This is a genomic window from Nonomuraea sp. NPDC003709 (assembly GCF_040610775.1).
GTDB lineage: Bacteria > Actinomycetota > Actinomycetes > Streptosporangiales > Streptosporangiaceae > Nonomuraea > Nonomuraea angiospora_A.
Map to the genome: position 1 here is coordinate 269,335 of NZ_JBEXMW010000011.1, position 16,739 is coordinate 286,073.

A 16,739-nucleotide genomic window follows, 5' to 3' on the forward strand; every position below is an offset into this window, starting at 1 on the left:
GATCCCCATCGCCCAAGAGGCATGCCGGGCCGCCGGCGCGGGGTCAGGCGCGCTCGAAGGGGAGCACTTCCGTCAGGTGGAGGATCAAGGCCCCGGGGTTCCTGGTCTGCGTCATGATCCTGCCCGGCCCGGTGAACTCGAAGACCAGACCTTCGCCCGACTTGAGCGATTGGACCGTCTTCCCTTCGACCGCCCGGCGCAGATTGCTCTTGACCGTCTCGTCGTAGGCGACCAGATGCCCCGAGTCGACCACGACCTGCTGCCCGGCCGCCAGGTCGATCACGTCCATCGCGCCGTAGCAGCCGAGCACGACGACGCCGTCGCCCTGCGCCTTGATGAGGAAGCCGCCCTCGCTGCCGATGAGGTTGGACATGCCGCCCCACTTGGTGGCGATCTCCACGCCGTCGCTGGACGCGATCCACGATCCCCTGGTCAGCAGGAGCGCGTTGTCGCTTCGTACCTCGGCGGCCTGGACATCGCCGGGCAGGTGATGCGCCACGTCCACCCAGCCGCCGCCTTCCGGAGCGGTGTAGCGCGTGGTGAACAGCGACTCGCCGCCCAGCGCCGAACGGGCCAGCCCACGCAGCAGACCACCCTCCACCTTGGCCCGGAGCTGGACCCCCGCGCTCGTCGCGTACATCGCGCCCGCCTCGACGCGCAGGGTCTCCCCGCCGTCCAGGTGACAGCGCGCGACCGCGAACGAACCAGGGTGACGGATCTCGGTCTTCATGTACCCCTCCATCCCGATCATCTTGTCCGGAGCGACTCTGCTGTACGGCCGTACACGATTCGTTGACAACACGTAAACGCCCCCGACGCTGCGAGAACGCCACCCGGGCGTTCCCGGAGCCTCCAACGGCTCGGCCCACGTGGAAGGGACCCGCGAGCGCATCGGGGCACGGCCTGTTCCCGCCGCGGTCGACCCCGTGGGCGGCACGCCGGCCGGAGACCTCCTGCGGTTGCTCTCGCCCGGCGGAACCCTGATCACCTATCGCGTCCCAGCCCAGGAGGCGTCTCTCGCCGCGCCCGAGGGAGTCCCGGCATGGCGGCCGGTCGGGTGGGCCTCCTGGTCGCGTGCCGCAGATCTACCGCCGCCTGGGCCTACCCGATCAACACCCGGTAACCGCTGTCAGCGGACGACCTCGATGTTGGCCATCATGCCGCGGTCCTCGTGGTTGAGGATGTGGCAGTGCAGCGGGTACTTCCCGACGAAATCCCTGAACCTCGTCCTCATCACCACTTCGCCGCGCGCGGGGAGCTGCACCGTGTCCTGCCAGTTACGGGCGTCGTACGGCCTGCCATTCACGCTGATCACCTGGAAATCGTTGACATGCACGTGGAAGGTGTGCTCCTCGTCGGCGAGGTTGCGCACCCGCCACTCCTCGGTGGTGTTCAGCCTCGCCCGCACGTCGATCCGGTTCGGATCGAACGACCTGCCGTTGATGAAGAACTGGTCGGCGCGGGTGTTTTCCGAGAACGTGACGACCCGCCTCTGGGCGATGGGATCCTTCCTCAGGTCGTCGAAGTACCGGGCGGCGAACGTCGTGGGCAGGCGTGCGGGCGTCACGGCGCGCCCCGCGGACACCAGGGTGGCCAGGGTCGCCTCAGGGTAGGAGTCGCCGTCCTTGCCAGTGCTGTAGGGCCGGGTCACCAGGCGGGTACGGCCGGCCGGCGGCCCTTGCACGAGCACGTCCCACCGGCTGCCCGGAGGCATGAGCAGCGTGTCGGTGCTCCAGACCCTGGCAACGGGGTTGGCGTCCTGGGCGATGACGTGGAAGCGCACGCCCTGGAGCTGGACGCTGTAGGCGATGTCGGCACCGATGTTGGCCAGCCGCCACATCTGCGTCTCGCCGGGCCGGATGTGGATGATCGGGTTGATGAGCCCGTTCACGGTCCGGGTGGTCGGGGCGTTGCTGTCGATGTTCGCCGTTGGTATGGCGCCCGCGCGCACCTGAAAGTCCTTGAGCGCGATGAGCAGTTCGGCCGTGTCATGGAGGTCGGACGGCAGGTACCGGTTCAGCCCCTCGATCACGATCGCGCCCGACAGTCCGGCGAACACCTGCCCCTCCGAGAGCGGGTGCGCGTGGGAGTGGTACCAGTACGTGCCCGGTGCCAGGTCCTCGGGCAGCCGGTAGGTGTAGCGGTAGGTCTGGCCCGGCCTGATGTGCAGGTAGATGTTGTCGGAGCTGTCCTTCGGTGAGACGTGCCAGCCGTGCGTGTGCAGGTTGGTGTGCTCGCCCAGCCGGTTCACCAACTCCAGGTCGACCCGGTCGCCGGGAAACAGGCGCAGGGTCGGCGGCATGAAGTCGCCGTTGTAGGTCAACGCGCGGACGTCTTGGCCCGCGAGCCGTACCACGCGTTGCTCCACGACCAGCCGCACGTGCAGGCGGCCGTTGTGGCTCGACAATTCGCGCGGCTGGCGGAAGGCCGGCTGCTGCGCCTGCGCGGTCGGGGTGGCCGGACTCGCGGGGCCGGCAGGGCCGCCTGGGGCGGCCTCCATTGTGGCGGTGGTGCCGCAGCCGGTCGCCATCAGCAGGGCCGGCCCCAGCAGGAGGACGGCTCTGGACAGAGGCATGGCGCTCCTCGCAACGACGCGGTCGGCTACGTGGATGCCCGGCGTCGACTCGCCCACGCCGGAGCTGGCCCGCATTTTCACAAAGCTTGGCCGATCCCGTCCGGCCGTTGGAGCGGCTGTGCCACAAGGCGCGCGGACCAGGAGGCGGCGGAATGTCAGGCGAAGTGCCGGATGGTCGCAGGGTTGGCGGCCTCGTACGGGTGCCACTGATCTGCGGCGGGCCGGCCAGAGGCCACGAAGGCCGCTACCGCGTGAGAGAACGTGTGGCCGAGCGAGCGGGCCGCGACGGTGGCCTCGCCGAGCATGGGACTGTCGGGGTAGGCGTCGATGGTGTCGAAAAAGAAGGGGAGTTCCACGCAGTGTGCGGCGCCCAGGTGTGCGGGGTCCTGAGCCGGGGCGTAGTCGAACTGGTAGACGTAGGTGGGGTTGCCGGCCGCAGCGTGGTGATCGGCGATGGCGAGGGCCCCGTCGCGGAAAATGATCTCGGTCTCGACCTCGGTGAAGACGTCGCTCGGTGTCGCGCGCGGAAGCTGGGCGGCGGCGCGGTCGAACCGCTCGGCGCCGCCGTCGATCTGGCCGGCCACGATCGAGCTCGCCTGGGCGGCGGTGACGGCCTGGATGCGCGGGTCGAACGCGAAGAACGCCGCCATCTCGTTCCTGGTGGTCCCCGTCAGCAGCTGCTTGCCGTCGAGGCGTCCGTAGGCCAGCGCCTGTTCCCACGCCTCGGGCATTCCGAAGGCGCCGAGGACGGGATACATCGGCGGAGCGACGCTGCCCGGGCGGAAGACGTCCTGGGCGAGCTGCTGGTAGGCGGCGAGGAGCTGCTCGGCTGGGACAGCGCGCAGGGTGGTGATGGGATCCGGGCCCCGCTCCAGGCCGAGGATCTTGAGGAAGCGTCGGGCATGGCCGGCCGCCTCCCCGGGGTCTTGCGGGGGGAGCCCCCAGGGACCGCTCTGGGTGATGACCCGCTTGATCTCCGGGCCGGTGACCGGCGAGAGGGCGAGGTAGAGGGCGGAGAAGGCTCCGGCGGACTGGCCGCCGACGGTGAGGTTGCCGGGATCTCCCCCGAAGGCGGTGATGTTGCGCTTCACCCAGGTGAGGACGGCGGCCTGGTCCTGCACGCCGAGGTTCTCGATGCCGAGTTCCGGGAGGTAGAGGTAGCCAAGGGGACCGACGCGGTAGTTGGCGGTGACGACGATGATGTCGCCGGCAGCTGCCAGGTTCCGGCCGTCGTACCAGTCCCAGCCACCGGATCCGCTGGTGAATCCGCCGCCGTGGAACCACACCAGGACCGGGAGAGCGTGCGGGGTGGGTCCGCCGGCCGGCAGGCGGGGGGTCCACACGTTGAGGGTGAGAGAGCCGTCCTCGTTCCAGTCGGGGGTGCGGCGTCCCATGACCGCTTCGAGACGGGAGGGGGCCTGGGGGACGGACGGGCCGGGGCAGGCGGCATCCCACCGGCCCGACCAGTCGGGGTGCTGCGCGGGGGCGGCGAAGCGCCGGTCCCCCAGCGGGGAAGCCGCGTAGGGGATGCCGCGGAACGCGGCGACGCCGTCCTCGACGGTGCCCTGCACGCTCCCCGACTCGGTGTCCACGACGGGGCGTTCCCTCACGATCATTGATGTCACCTTCCTTGCCGGAGTGGTACGCCTCCGTTCTACGGTCGTTCGGCGGAAAAGAGCGAGCAGCCGCCCCGTGGCTTCGTGATATGCGTCATGGATCCCCATGGTGTTGCGGATCCGGTGCCGGCCCAGCCGCATCCAGGCGATCGCCGCGGGACTGGCGCGGCGCGCCGACACGGTGTGGGTCGCCCGCGGGGTTCGCCTGGAGCGCGGGACTGCTCCGGTCCGGGCAGCCTGGAAGCGACCGGGCAAGAGCTGAGCCGGCCTCCTTCGCCGATCCGAGATCTGAGTTCCTCAACCTGTCGCCGCCCACGACCCCCGCGCGTCATGACGTATCGTTCGCCAGACCTCCTCGCCGCCGCCCGAAGGAGCACGTCGGGTCCCGAGATCACGGATCGGCCCACGTTCTCGTTCCCTTGCTCCCGTCGGAGATACGCGCGGCTCCAGCACGTCATCCGGTACATCGCCGCACCCTGATCAAGGTGGACCAGCGCTCTCAGCGCAGGAGCCCTTTACCGATGGAGATTTACCCCCGGGGGTATATTGGGCGCGGAGGTGGTGCGGATGGAGATGGACGCGACCGTCCTGAGGGACGCGCTGACGCGGCTGAAGCGGGCCCACGGCCAGCTCGGCGGGGTGATCGCGATGATCGAGAACGCCGAGGACTGCGAGAAGGTGCTGACGCAGCTGGCTGCGGTGTCGAAGGCGTTGGACCGGGCCGGATTCAAGATTATCTCGACCGGGTTGCAGCAGTGCCAGGTGGCGCGCGAGCAGGGCGAGGAGCCACCGATCAGCGTTGAGCGGCTGGAGAAGCTGTTCCTCGCTCTTTCGTGACCGTGTGATCGGGCGAGCCGGGGCACCCATATGTTCTCTTGATACCCCCGGGGGTATTTGACGATCGAAAGGAGACAAGGAGATGACGATCCAGATCGAGGTGATCGAGACCTCTTCCCTGGGGGACCGCAGTTATCTCGCCCATGACGGGCGCGTCGCGGTAGTGGTCGATCCGCAGCGCGACATCGACCACGTCCTCGCCCTGACCGGTCGCCTGGGGGTGCGGATCACCCACGTGGTGGAGACCCATCTGCACAACGACTACGTCTCCGGCGGTCTGGCGCTGGCACGGGTGAGCGGGGCGGCGTACCTGGTGGGCGGGGCCGAGGAGGTCGGCTTCGACCGTGTGCCGGTGCACGACGGAGATCGGATCGCCGTCTCCGAGCGGATGTGGCTGGACGTGGTGACCACGCCGGGACACACCTTCCACCACCTGTCCTACGTGCTGGCCGGTCCGGGAGGGCCGGAGGGGGTGTTCACCGGAGGATCGCTGTTGTTCGGCGGCACCGGGCGTACCGACCTGCTGGGCGCCGAGCATGCCCGCACCCTGGCCCGCCACCAGCACGCCTCCGCGCGGCGGCTGTCCGGCCTGCTGCCCGACGGCGCGCGGCTCTGGCCGACGCACGGGTTCGGCAGCTTCTGCGCGGTCACGCAGTCCGGCGCGTCCGCCTCGACCATCGGCCGGGAGAAGGACGTCAACCCGGTGCTGCGGATGGAGGCCGACGACTTCGTCACCCACATCCTGGAAGGGCTGGACGCCTACCCCGCCTATTACGCCCACATGGGCGCGCGCAACGCCGCCGGCGCGGAGCCGATCGACCTGACCCCGGCGCGGCCGGCCGACAGCGCTGAGCTGCTGGCTCGCCTGCGGGCGGGCGAATGGGTGGTGGACCTGCGCTCACGCAAGGCGTTCGCGGACCGGCACCTGGCCGGCACGCTCAGCTTCGGCCTGGACGGGCCGATGGCGACCTGGCTGGGCTGGCTGGCCCCGTGGGACATGCCGCTCACGCTGCTCGGCGAGTCGGCCGAACAGGTCGCCGCCGCCCAGCGCGAACTGGCCCGCATCGGCATAGACCGCCCGGCCGCCGCCTCGACCGGCACCGTCGAACAGTGGGCCGGACACGACCCGGGCCTGATCGCCGAGCTGACCACCGCGACCTTCGCCGACCTGGCCGCCGCCCGCGCGAGCGAACCGGCCATCTCCCGCGCGGGGGAACCGGTCGGCGGCCCGACCGTCCTGGACGTGCGGATGGGCAACGAATGGCGGGCCGGTCACGTGGCCGGCGCCGTGCACATCCCGCTGCCGGAGCTGCCGGAGCGCCTGGCCGAGGTGCCGGCGGGAACGGTGTGGGTGCACTGCGGCACCGGCTACCGGGCCGCGGCGGCCGCGAGCCTGCTGGCCCGCAGCGGCCGTCAGGTGGTCCACATCGACGACGCCTACTCCCGGGCCGCCGACGCCGGCCTGCCCATCACCACCCCCGACGAGACCCCCTCTTGACCACCCTCGGCCCCGGCGACACCGGGACGCCTGCCCGGATCCGGTGACCCGCCGGGGCCGATCGACGTGCGGACTCCCGGAGAGTTGGAGTCCGCCCGCCTGCCCGGCTCCCGCGTGCCCGACGGCGCCGCGGACGTCAAAGGACAGGGCTGGAGTCACGATTACCCGCAGAACGGCGTTTGGTCACAATGGCAACGCATGAATGGTCTGTCCCACCCGTGCCGAGATCATAAAGGCCCGCAAGCGACCCCCCCGATTTTTTGCCAAGCACCAGAATCCCTACAGGCACGGCATTTCAGCGCCGCCCAGTCGCCGACACCCGCGAATCAGATTTGCACTACTTGCACCATCTATGGATATATGTCTATCTTTTGCCTAGTTGCGGCACGGATGTGGCGCCCTTTCGCCGCATCGTTGCCGCTTCGTTGACCGGACCGCGCGCTGCCCGAAGAAGCCCTTCGGGGACAGCGTCCGGCCGCCGAATCCGCACCTCGCGGAACCGGGGACCCACGTTCTTGGGGTGAATCGGACGCCAGCCCAGGCTGCGCCATGTAGGGCACTTCCAGGCCCGAACCCGTCAGCTAACCCGGTAGGCGGTATGGAAGCAAGGAGTCAATGCCTCATGTCCAAGCCCCGGCTTGCCACCATCGCCTGCATCCTCAAGAATCACCGCGATCTCCTCACCAAATACCTCAGCTTCGCCGTCGCCGTCGCGATCCTCGCCGCAACCGCCGCCATCACCACCTTCGCATTCGCATCGCCCACCGAGCAGAGCCCGGCGCAGGCGACTCGCCATGGAGCCGGACCCCTCATCTACGGCCTGGACATCTCCAATTACGAGCCCCTGTACGACTGGAATGCCAGCCCGGCCAAGTTCGGCATCATCAAAGCCACAGAAGGCACGTCCTTCCGCGACGCCTCATTCGCCAGGCACTGGCGCGAGCTGGGCAAGAAGGGCATCGTGCGCGGGGCGTACCACTACGGCCATCCCCGCAACAATCCCATCGCGGAGGCCGAGCACTTCCTGTCCGTGGTGAACTCGCAGCCCGCCAAGGCCGGCGACCTGCTGGTCCTTGACCTGGAGACCGCGAACGGCAGATCCGTCGCCGAGGTCAACGCCTGGGCCAAGACGTGGCTGTCGTACGTGAAGGACCAGACGGGGATCACCCCGATGTTCTACAGCGGCTGGAACTTCGCCAACAAGTACGGCAAGGGCCTGTCCGAGTACCCGCTGTGGGTCGCCCACTACAGCAAGGCCAAGGGGGCCATCACCCCGCCCGCCGACTGGAAGTCCTGGGCCATCCACCAGTACTCCGAGTCCCCTGTCGACCAGAACGTCTCCGCGCTGACCGCCGACCAGTTGCGCGGCCTGGGCCGCCCCACGGCCTGAGCCCACCCGGCGGGTCCGCACCGCGATCGGGTTGCTCCCAGGTGAACGCCGCCCCGCGTGCTCCTCTCGGCCCGGAGGAGCACGCGGTGGACGCCGGTCACGGATGGCACCGGTGAAGGCCGCCTCGGACAACGGCTCAGCGGACCCCGGCAGTCTTGCCCAATGCAAATCTTGCACAATGCCATGAACACTCCCGCACCCTCCCGCGTATCCCTCAGTGACCGGCGCCACTCACGAAGGCCGCGTCCAAGGGACCGGAAGGGGATGACGGCGTATGCGACTCCTCGACAGCCGTCGCGCTCTCATCAGTTGCGGCATTGCCGCCCTCTGCACTCTGACCGCCTGCGCCGGCTACACGCCGACGCCCGTCTCTGACACCGCCGGCCTGAGCACCGAGCCGACCGCCGTCGAGACAGGACCGACCGACGCACCCACCGTCCAACCCGTGGAGGACGAGCCGGAGGCCCGCACCCGGCAGACCAAGTGGGGACCGCTGTCCGAGGCCGACCAGGAGCTCATCAAGAAGGTCCGGCTCGCCAGCCTGTGGGAGATGCCCATGGCCCAGGACGCGATACAGCGCGCCAACAGCGCCCGCGTCCGCCAGGTCAGCAAGGAGATCGCGGCTCAGCACGACATGCTCGACGGGCAGGTTCGCGACGTGGCCGCCAAGCTGAAGGTCAAACTGCCGGTGAAGCCCACGCCTCAGCAGCAGGACTGGATGACAGATATTTCCGGCAGGTCCGGATCCGCCTATGACAAGACGTACGTCAAATGGCTGCGGCTGGCGCACGGACAGATCTTCACCCTGATCGGCACGGTACGCGGCACCACGCAGAACACCCTGGTCCGGCGCTTCTCCGAACAGGCCAACGCCGCGGTGCTCAACCACCAGCGCCTCCTGGAGAGCACCGGCCTGACCACACCCGAGAGCTTCCCCACCCCGTCCATCTGACGGCCGAGGAGGGAGCCCGCACGGCTTCCGGCCGCCGCGAGGTGCCGGCATTTGGTCGGCGGCTCAGCGCCGCGTGAGCGATTCAGACAGCGGACCAGCCCAGCGGGTTCGGCACGTTCAGAGGTGGCTCGCCGCCCGCCTCGTTGAAGGCGTTCATGGCCGAGATGAGCGCCCGGCGCTGCCTGGCCGACATCCGCGCCACGATCGCGCCGATCTCCTCCCTGCGGCGCGCGGTCACCTCGTCCACGATGCGGCGTCCCTCGTCCGTCAGCCGCATCAGGCTCTCGCGCCGGTTGTGCGGATTGACCTCCCGTACGATCAACCCGGCAGCCACCAGCCGATCGGCCATCCGCATCGCCGTGGAGGAGTTGACCCCCAGCAGCTCCGCCATCGTGACCAGCTTGGTCTCACCATGGCCGGCCAGCACGACGAGCATCCTGAACTGCGGCAACGTGACCCTGTCCCCGACCGCCCCCAATGACCTCACCGCGACCGCCACCAACAGCCGCGACCCGGTCAGCACCGCCGTGACGACAGCCGAAAGATCCTCTCCCTGCGCCTGGAGGTCATCGTCTTCCTTCATAGGCACTGTTGTATATGCGCGGGGCGGATCACGGGCACGAGATCCCCATCGTCCGCACCACCCCGTCGATCCCATCCCGGCCGACCCGTCTCGCTGAGCCTGGGTCCAGGTGGGCCACCCTCGTTGCGTTGAGCTGGGGAATTTCCTCCGCTCCCGCCGGGCCCGCCTGCGGCCCGAGGGGTTGGTGTGGCCCTCGGCGGCGGCTCCCGCAGGGTGCCGGGGCACTCGGCCCGCCGCCGTCCCGAACCTCCGCAGCGGGTACGGCCGGAGGCCCACCGCATGCTGGAGGTCCTCAACGACGTCTCACCAGCTCTCATCCTCAACCACCCCGCTGCCGGCCACCTTCCCGCCCGAGCGGGTGGTGCTGGCGACCAGGTACGGCGCATCGTCGCCGACATCGACGGCGCCGCCGAAGCAGCGGTCGTCAGTTCTCGACGCCCGTGGCCGCGTGGGACGTCCCGACCGGCTTGGACTCGGGCGAGCCCCGCTGCCGTAGATAGATCGACAGCACCACCATCGACAGCACGGCCAGGAGCTCGGACTGCCAGTTCTGCAGGCTCCGGCTCCAGAACTCCGGCGAGGTGACGTACGCTCCCCACCCAACGGGATCACGCAGGTCGGCCAGCCGCCCGCTGTTGTAGGCGGCCAGTCCCGCCACCGACTGCGCCAGCCACGACAACGCGAAGATCGCCCCCATGACCAGCGCCAGCGAGTTGCCGAACAACTCCAGTCGCAATCCTCCGGTCCTGGCCCAGGCCGGGGAGCGGTCGTGGGCATACCGCCCGACCTGCTGCTCCTCGTCCGATTCCGGCCCTGCCTGATCCACCTTCTTCGACTCGGGCGACCCCTTCTGCACCAGCCAGACGGTGAGCACGATGAACAGGAAGAACTGCAGATACTCCGACTGCCAATTCTCCGCCACATCGACCGCGAACGTCGAGGAGGTCACGTACTGCAGGATCGAGACCGGCTCGCCACCCTGGGCCAGCTCCTGGTCGTTGTAGTCCAGCATCCCCGCCACGGCCTGTCCGGCGATCGCGAGCACGAAGAGGATCAGGAACGCCAGCGCCAGCGAGTTCTCCTTGAGCCATCTCACGGCAAAATCCTCATGAGGCGCCCGCTACCCGAAGGTCAAGTGGGCATGCGGCCCAACGGTGAATAGCTCCGGAAGGGCGGGGTAGCGAAACGCGGTCTCATGATGCGCAGCCCGGGGAAGGCAGTCCGATGAAAGGCCACGATGCCGCGGTACGGCGGGCGGCGCCGGAAAGCCCGGCCGAGCTGAGCAAGCGCTCGTGGTGGGGGATCCTCAGGCGCACGGCCAGGGAGTTCCGGGACGACCAGCTCACCGACTGGGCCGCCGCCCTCACCTACTACGCGGTCCTGTCCATCTTCCCCGCGCTGCTCGCGGCGGTTTCCCTGCTGGGCGTGTTCGGCCGGTCGGCGACCCGGCCGCTCGCCGACAACCTGGCGGCCATGGCGCCCGGCCCCGCGCGGGAGGTCATCGACCACGTGCTCCAGGCCCTGCAGAGCAGCCCGCAGGCCGCGAGCATCGCCACCGTCATCGGTGTCGCCGTCGCCTTATGGTCGGCGTCCGGCTATGTGGGGGCGTTCATGCGTGCGGCCAATGTGATGTACGAAATGCCGGAAGGCCGGCCGATCTGGAAGATCCTCCCCCTGCGCCTCGCCATCACCACCGTCCTGGTGATCCTGATGGCCGTCGGGGCGGTCGTGGTGACGTTCACCGGAGAGCTCGCCGGCCAGGCGGGCCGGCTGATCGGGATCGGCCAGGGCGCGCTGACCGTGTGGAGCGTCGCCAAGTGGCCGGCCCTGGTGGTCATCGTGACGCTGGTGCTGGCGCTGCTGTACTGGGCCGCCCCCAACGTCGTACAGCCCGGATTCCGCTGGATCACGCCGGGCAGCATCCTGGCGGTCGCGGTGTGGATCGCCGCCTCCGCCGCCTTCGGCTTCTACGTCACCAACTTCGGCTCCTACAGCAAGACCTACGCGGCGCTGGCCGGCGTCGTCGTCTTCCTGATCTGGTTGTGGATCACCAACGTGGCTGTCCTGCTCGGTGTGGAATTCGACGCCGAACTCGCCCGCGGCCGCGCCATCGCGGCCGGCCGGCCACCCGAACGGGAGCCCTACGCGGAGCCGCGCGACGCCCCGGAGGGACATCGGTGACATCCGACCGCAGGGCGGGTCGCGTCTATGGTGCGGCGGTCGGCCGGCCGAGCGGTTGCAGCAGCAGGTTGACGGCTGCGCGGCCGGCTTCGAGCGCGGCTTTGAGGGGCTTGCCGTCGCGGGTGAGGCGGCCGATGCGCGGGGAGTCAAGTGCGGGCCGCACGGACAGCACCGCAGGATCGGGCGCGGCCTGACCGTCGGCGGGTGGAGGGGTCGTCGGGGGCTCGGGCCGGTCGTACCGGGCGAGCAGCGTGTCGTCGTGCAGCAAGCGGTGGTCGCGCGCGAAGAAACTCCGGTGCAGTGCCTCCGGATAGCTCCGCAGAACGGTCGCGGCGATCAGGCGCGTCCCGTTGGACGGTCGCGCGGCCGGTGCTCCGGTCGCGGCTGCGGGCGCGGGACGGGACCGCAGCACGAGGACGTGGCTGGCGCCCTGCGCCAGGGCGGTGCGGTACGGGATGGACTCGGCGAGTCCCGCGTCGTAGAAGAGCCGCCCGGCCAGCTCGACCGGCGGACCGGCGAGGAACGGCAGTGCCGCACTGGCCCGCAGGGCCAGCCGCAGCTCGACGGGACCGGTCAGGTGCGGGCGCAGATCGGTGGATTGCCCGGTCTGTACGTCGGTGGCCAGCGGGTGGTACTCGATGGGGTTGGTCAGGACCGCGTCGAAGTCCATCCGGGTCACTTCGCAGTACAGGTACTCGACCAGGTTCCGCACGTCGACCATCGGACGGCCGCGCAGGAGGTTGGACGGGCGGATCATCGCTCGCGCGTAGACGGGCTCGGCCCAACCGGTCAGGTTCTCGGGGGTTCCGCTCAGCAGCCAGGCCCTGGTGATGGCCCCGGCCGATGCCCCATAGACCGCGTCGAAGGCGTGCGCCGCTCCGGCCTCGTGCAGGGCCAGGGCCATGCCGGCGGAGACCGTGCCGCGCATGCCGCCGCCCTCGATGGCCAGGGCCACCCGGTGGCCGTCCTGGCGGGCGCCGGGACGGCTGCCGCTACGGACCCGGTCGGCTATGACGCGCAGCACTTCGTGTTCGCCGGTCTCGGGTGGCATATGTCCTTCTTTGTGTTGTGTGGCTAGTCACGGTCGCCGGACAGGTACGAGCGGGCCCGGGCCCAGACGCCAGGGTCGGGTTGCGTGGTCGTCCATGCGGTGGACCTGAGCTTTCCCCGGCCGCGGTAGCGCCGCACGATGGCGACGTGGTCCGGCCAGGCGACGAACTTGCGCAGGGCCTGCTCATCCTGCCAGATCGACACCGAGCCGCACCTGCCCTCCAGCGGCTCCGTCCACAGCCACATGCCGACCGCGCCGGGCAGGTCGGGCCACGCGCGACGCAGGGTGAGCCCGGCGTGGTAGACGCCGGGCAGGTCGATCAGCCGGCTGATCCGGAAGTCGGTGACGCTGACCAGCACCGAGCCGGTGGCGTCGGCCGCCGGTCCGGGAGTCCATCGGGATCTCAGCATGCCGCTGCTCCAGTCCTTTCATTGTACGAACGTTCGTGCCGAGAATAGGAACATACCGAAGACGACGTCAAGCCGCTATCCTGGGCCGAACGTTCGTACGCAGAAGGGGTAAAGATGGCGGGACGGCCGCGGGACGAGCGGGCCCGCAACGTGATCCTGCGCCGGGCGGCGGACATCGCCTCGCAGGACGGGCTGGAGGGGCTGTCGATCGGCCGGCTGGCCACGGAGCTCGGCGTGAGCAAGAGCGGCCTGTTCGGTTACTTCGGTTCCAAGGAGGAGCTACAGCTCGCCACGATCCGCACCGCGATGAGCGTGTATGTCGAGGAGGTCGTCCAGCCCGCGCTGACCGTGCCGCCGGGTCTGGGGAGGGTGCGGCGGCTGTGCGAGAGCTGGTTGAGCTACTCGCAGCGGCGGGTCTTCCCCGGCGGCTGCTTCTTCTTCGCCGTCACCGCGGAGTTCGACGCCCGCCCGGGCCGGGTGCGGGATGCCGTCGCCGCGGCCGGCCTCGACTGGATCCGCTTCGTGACGCGTACCGTCGACGATGCCCGCCAGCTCGGCGAGCTCGCCGACGACACGGACGCCGACCAGCTCGCGTTCGAGCTGATCGCTTTCATGGAGAACGCCAACGCCGTCTCCTTGCTGCACGACGACCCGAACGCCTACGAGCGCGCCAGGACCGCCATCCGCAACCACGTGAACGCCTACACCTGACGACGAGCCGGGCGCTCCAATCGCCTCAGCCGGAGAGACCCAAAGGGGTCAGGTCGATCTCGGGCACCCACACCTCAGGGTCGGACGGGGCGGGAAGCGGTCGCAACTGCCGCAGGAGCGCCCGCAGCAGCGGCCGGGGATTACGCCGGTGCCAGACGACCGACCAGGGCATCAGCGGCGTCGGCTCGACGATCGGGATGCGGCGCAGGCCGCTCCCTGCCGGGTCGATGCTCATCTCGCCCAGGCCCACCGCGCTCTTCTCCACCAGGAACTGCTCCACGAGATGCCGCTGCCCGATGGCCGGAGCGTTGAAGCGCAACGGCACGCCGAACCGGTCGGCCAGCCGCACGAGATAACCGCGCCATTCCGCCGCGCCCGCCGGGTCGGGCATCGCGATGCCCGCCTCGCGCAGGTCAGCCGGCCGCAGCACGTCCCTGGCGGCCAGGCGGTGGTCCTCGGGCACGAACGCGTGCAGCGGCTCCAGACGCACGAGCCGGTACGCCAGCTCGGCGGGCCAGGGTGCCGGCGTGTCGTGCACGCGCCCGAACGCGGCGTCGAGCTCCAGCCGCCGCAGGGCCGGCAACGCCACGGACAACCCTTGCCGCATGCTCAGCTCGATCCGTACGCGAGAGTCGCGCTCACTCGCCTGACGTACCATCCGCAGCGGCGTGAACCGCTCGTCGTATACGTCCACCCGCAAAGGCTCGTTGCCCGGGCGGACCGCCTGGATCGCCCGGTCGAACGCGGAGACCGCCTCACGTGCGCGGGGCAGCAGCCGCTCCCCCGCCTCGGTCAGCTCCACAGCACGAGTCGTCCGCTCGAACAGCGGCACCGTCAGCGCCTCTTCCAATCGGCGAATCCGCTTCGACAGCGCCTGCTGGCTGATGAACAGCAGCGCGCCGGCCCGGCCGAAGTGCAGCTCCTCCGCGGTGACCACGAACGCGCGCAGGCCCTCGATGTCCGCCTCCACGCCTCGAGGGTGGATTGAAAACCGTTGGTTGTCAATCGGCCGCAGAGAGCTGTTGGACACTACCGGCCGCCTGCGAGTTTGCTGGTCTCTCCACCGAAGGGGGCACGAGATGAAGATCGTGGAAATCCGTCCGGAGTTGCACCTGATCCTGCTGGAGTTCGGCCAGGCGTACCTCTGGAACGACGCGGGCGCGCTCACGCTGGTCGACACCGGTGTCGCCACCTCCGGCACGGACATCGCGGCCGCGATCGAGCAACTGGGCCACCGCAGGAGCGACGTCAAGCAGGTCGTGCTCACCCATTTCCACGAGGACCACTGCGGCGGGGCCGCCGAGATCAGCGGGTGGGGAGACGTCACCGTGCTGGCCCACCGGCTGGAGGCGCCGATGATCCGCGGTGACAAGCCCGCTCCGCCGCCCCGCTTCACCGACGAGGAGCGCGTCCTGCACCGCGACCTCGGGGCCCATCTGCTGCCCGCCGCGCCCGCGTGCCGCGTGGATCGCGAGCTGGAGGACGGCGACACGATCGATTTCGGCGGTGGCGCACGGGTGATCCACACTCCCGGCCACACCGACGGCGGCATCGCGGTTCACCTGCCGCGCTCTGGGGTGCTCTTCACCGGGGACACGGTCGCGCACGTCAACGGACAGGTCATGCCCGGGGTGTTCAATCTGGACCGCTCAGAGCTGCTCCGTTCCTTCCGCAGGCTCGCGGAGATCGACGCGCGGCTGGCCTGCGTCGGTCATGGCGAACCGCTCCCCGACGCCCGCACGGCCCTCAACGCGGTCGCGGCGACCCTGCCCGCCTGATCACCATTCGGCGAAGGAACCGTCCGGGTGCCGCCAGACCGGGTTGCGCCAGCGGTGCCCGCGCTCGGCCGCGCGCTCCACCGCCGCCGCGTCGACCTCGATGCCCAGGCCCGGTACGGCGGTGCGTTCGGCGAAACCTCCGGCGAACCGGAACGGGGTGCGGTCGACCAGGTAGTCGAGCACGTCATTGCCCTGGTTGTAGTGGATGCCCACGCTCTGCTCCTGGATCAGGAAGTTCGGGATCGCGAACGCCAGTTGCAGGCTCGCCGCCAGCGCGATCGGGCCGAGCGGGCAGTGCGGGGCCATCGTGACGTCGTACGCCTCGGCCATGGCGGCGATGCGGCGCACCTCCGAGATGCCGCCGGCGTGGCTGACGTCCGGCTGGGCCACCGCGATGCCGTCGCGCAGCACCTCGCGGAAGTCCCAGCGGGAGTAGAGGCGCTCGCCGGTGGCCAGCGGGATCGAGGTCGACCGGGCCAGGGCGGCCAGGTTGGGGGTGTGCTCGGGCAGCACCGCCTCCTCGACGAACAGCGGGAGGAGCGGCTCGATGAGCGGCAGCACCCGCCGGGCCATCGCCGTCGACATGCGCCCGTGGAAGTCGATGACGACGTCGTTCTCCTCGCCGACGGCCTCGCGGACCACCGTCACCCGTTCGACGACCTCGCGGATGCGGGCCGGGGTGTCGATGGGGGTCAGCGCGGCCGAGCCGTTCATCTTGACGGCGGTGAAGCCCGCCTCGATCTGGGCTCGGGCCTCGGCGGCGACGTCGGCGGGGCGGTCGCCGCCGATCCACGCGTACATGCGGACCCGGTCGCGGACCGGGCCGCCGAGCAGGGCGTGCACGGGCAGCCCGGCGGCCTTGCCGGCGATGTCCCAGAGGGCCTGGTCGATGCCGGCGACGGCGCTGGACAGCACCGGGCCGCCCCGGTAGAAGCCGCCCTTGGTCAGGACCTGCCAGTGGTCCTCGATGCGCAGGGGGTCCTCACCGACGAGATATTCGCTCAGCTCCGCGACGGCGGCCCGGACGGTCTCGGCGCGGCCCTCGACGACCGGCTCGCCCCAGCCCGTGATGCCTTCGTCGGTACGGACACGCAGGAACAACCAGCGGGGCGGGACGAGGAAGGTGTCCATGGACACGATCTTCATGGGGGTCCGTT

Annotated in this window: 16 protein-coding genes and 1 riboswitch; of the genes, 7 read left to right on the top strand and 9 right to left on the bottom strand. The window is 70.0% G+C overall.

The annotated features are described in order from the left end of the window. Positions 1 to 43: 43 nt before the first annotated feature. The 3 genes from ABZX61_RS31935 to ABZX61_RS31945 form a co-directional block, all read right to left on the bottom strand. Positions 44 to 730, bottom strand: coding sequence for a TIGR00266 family protein (locus ABZX61_RS31935; RefSeq protein WP_350735582.1), 687 nt, complete (start codon positions 728 to 730; stop codon positions 44 to 46). Between the two features lie 399 nt (positions 731 to 1,129). Beyond that, positions 1,130 to 2,575, bottom strand: coding sequence for a multicopper oxidase family protein (locus ABZX61_RS31940; protein WP_355199842.1), 1,446 nt, complete (start codon positions 2,573 to 2,575; stop codon positions 1,130 to 1,132). A gap of 155 nt (positions 2,576 to 2,730) precedes the next feature. Then, positions 2,731 to 4,191: a carboxylesterase family protein gene (locus ABZX61_RS31945; protein ID WP_355199843.1), complete on the bottom strand. Its 1,461-nt coding sequence runs from the start codon at positions 4,189 to 4,191 to the stop codon at positions 2,731 to 2,733. Between the two features lie 567 nt (positions 4,192 to 4,758). Here ABZX61_RS31945 and ABZX61_RS31950 point away from each other — a divergent pair. From ABZX61_RS31950 to ABZX61_RS31965, 4 genes are all read left to right on the top strand, one after another. Then, the gene (locus ABZX61_RS31950) at positions 4,759 to 5,028 is read left to right on the top strand and encodes a metal-sensitive transcriptional regulator (RefSeq protein ID WP_350735590.1); all 270 of its coding nucleotides are present in this window, start codon (positions 4,759 to 4,761) and stop codon (positions 5,026 to 5,028) included. An 82-nt stretch (positions 5,029 to 5,110) separates the two neighbouring features. After that, complete coding sequence (locus ABZX61_RS31955; RefSeq protein ID WP_355199844.1) at positions 5,111 to 6,526, top strand: MBL fold metallo-hydrolase; 1,416 nt, start codon at positions 5,111 to 5,113, stop codon at positions 6,524 to 6,526. Between the two features lie 466 nt (positions 6,527 to 6,992). Then, a riboswitch (cyclic di-AMP (ydaO/yuaA leader) is annotated at positions 6,993 to 7,137 on the top strand. Between the two features lie 11 nt (positions 7,138 to 7,148). Continuing rightward, positions 7,149 to 7,916 carry a GH25 family lysozyme gene (locus ABZX61_RS31960; RefSeq protein WP_355199845.1) on the top strand — a complete coding sequence of 256 codons (768 nt, stop codon included), beginning with the start codon at positions 7,149 to 7,151 and terminating at the stop codon, positions 7,914 to 7,916. Positions 7,917 to 8,190: 274 nt separating this feature from the next. Next, positions 8,191 to 8,868, top strand: a complete 678-nt coding sequence (locus ABZX61_RS31965; protein ID WP_355199846.1) for a DUF4142 domain-containing protein — start codon at positions 8,191 to 8,193, stop codon at positions 8,866 to 8,868. An 82-nt stretch (positions 8,869 to 8,950) separates the two neighbouring features. Here the strand turns inward: ABZX61_RS31965 and ABZX61_RS31970 are convergent, their stop codons facing one another. Together ABZX61_RS31970 and ABZX61_RS31975 are read right to left on the bottom strand one after the other, a co-directional pair. Then, positions 8,951 to 9,451 (bottom strand): MarR family transcriptional regulator, encoded by a 501-nt coding sequence (locus ABZX61_RS31970; protein ID WP_355199847.1) that lies wholly within the window; start codon positions 9,449 to 9,451, stop codon positions 8,951 to 8,953. A 424-nt stretch (positions 9,452 to 9,875) separates the two neighbouring features. Continuing rightward, positions 9,876 to 10,547 carry a DUF6766 family protein gene (locus tag ABZX61_RS31975; RefSeq protein WP_355199848.1) on the bottom strand — a complete coding sequence of 224 codons (672 nt, stop codon included), beginning with the start codon at positions 10,545 to 10,547 and terminating at the stop codon, positions 9,876 to 9,878. Positions 10,548 to 10,675: 128 nt separating this feature from the next. On the opposite strand from ABZX61_RS31975, the gene ABZX61_RS31980 reads away from it, so the two are divergent. Next, on the top strand, positions 10,676 to 11,632 hold the full coding sequence (locus ABZX61_RS31980) for a YihY/virulence factor BrkB family protein (protein WP_355199849.1): 957 nt from the start codon (positions 10,676 to 10,678) through the stop codon (positions 11,630 to 11,632). Positions 11,633 to 11,657: 25 nt separating this feature from the next. Here the strand turns inward: ABZX61_RS31980 and ABZX61_RS31985 are convergent, their stop codons facing one another. Continuing rightward, positions 11,658 to 12,683 (bottom strand): patatin-like phospholipase family protein, encoded by a 1,026-nt coding sequence (locus ABZX61_RS31985; RefSeq protein WP_355199850.1) that lies wholly within the window; start codon positions 12,681 to 12,683, stop codon positions 11,658 to 11,660. 23 nt (positions 12,684 to 12,706) lie between these two features. Continuing rightward, complete coding sequence (locus ABZX61_RS31990; RefSeq protein ID WP_355199851.1) at positions 12,707 to 13,093, bottom strand: hypothetical protein; 387 nt, start codon at positions 13,091 to 13,093, stop codon at positions 12,707 to 12,709. A 114-nt stretch (positions 13,094 to 13,207) separates the two neighbouring features. Here ABZX61_RS31990 and ABZX61_RS31995 point away from each other — a divergent pair, with 114 nt between their 5' ends. After that, positions 13,208 to 13,804, top strand: a complete 597-nt coding sequence (locus ABZX61_RS31995; protein ID WP_355199852.1) for a TetR/AcrR family transcriptional regulator — start codon at positions 13,208 to 13,210, stop codon at positions 13,802 to 13,804. Positions 13,805 to 13,829: 25 nt separating this feature from the next. On the opposite strand, the gene ABZX61_RS32000 is transcribed toward ABZX61_RS31995, so the two are convergent. After that, entirely contained in the window at positions 13,830 to 14,774 is a 945-nt protein-coding gene (locus tag ABZX61_RS32000; RefSeq protein WP_355199853.1) for a LysR family transcriptional regulator, read from the bottom strand. A gap of 109 nt (positions 14,775 to 14,883) precedes the next feature. On the opposite strand from ABZX61_RS32000, the gene ABZX61_RS32005 reads away from it, so the two are divergent. Continuing rightward, complete coding sequence (locus ABZX61_RS32005; protein WP_355199854.1) at positions 14,884 to 15,582, top strand: MBL fold metallo-hydrolase; 699 nt, start codon at positions 14,884 to 14,886, stop codon at positions 15,580 to 15,582. Here ABZX61_RS32005 and dgoD read toward each other — a convergent pair whose 3' ends face one another. Further along, positions 15,583 to 16,728, bottom strand: a complete 1,146-nt coding sequence (gene dgoD / locus ABZX61_RS32010; RefSeq protein ID WP_355199855.1) for a galactonate dehydratase — start codon at positions 16,726 to 16,728, stop codon at positions 15,583 to 15,585. Between the last annotated feature and the right edge of the window lie 11 nt (positions 16,729 to 16,739).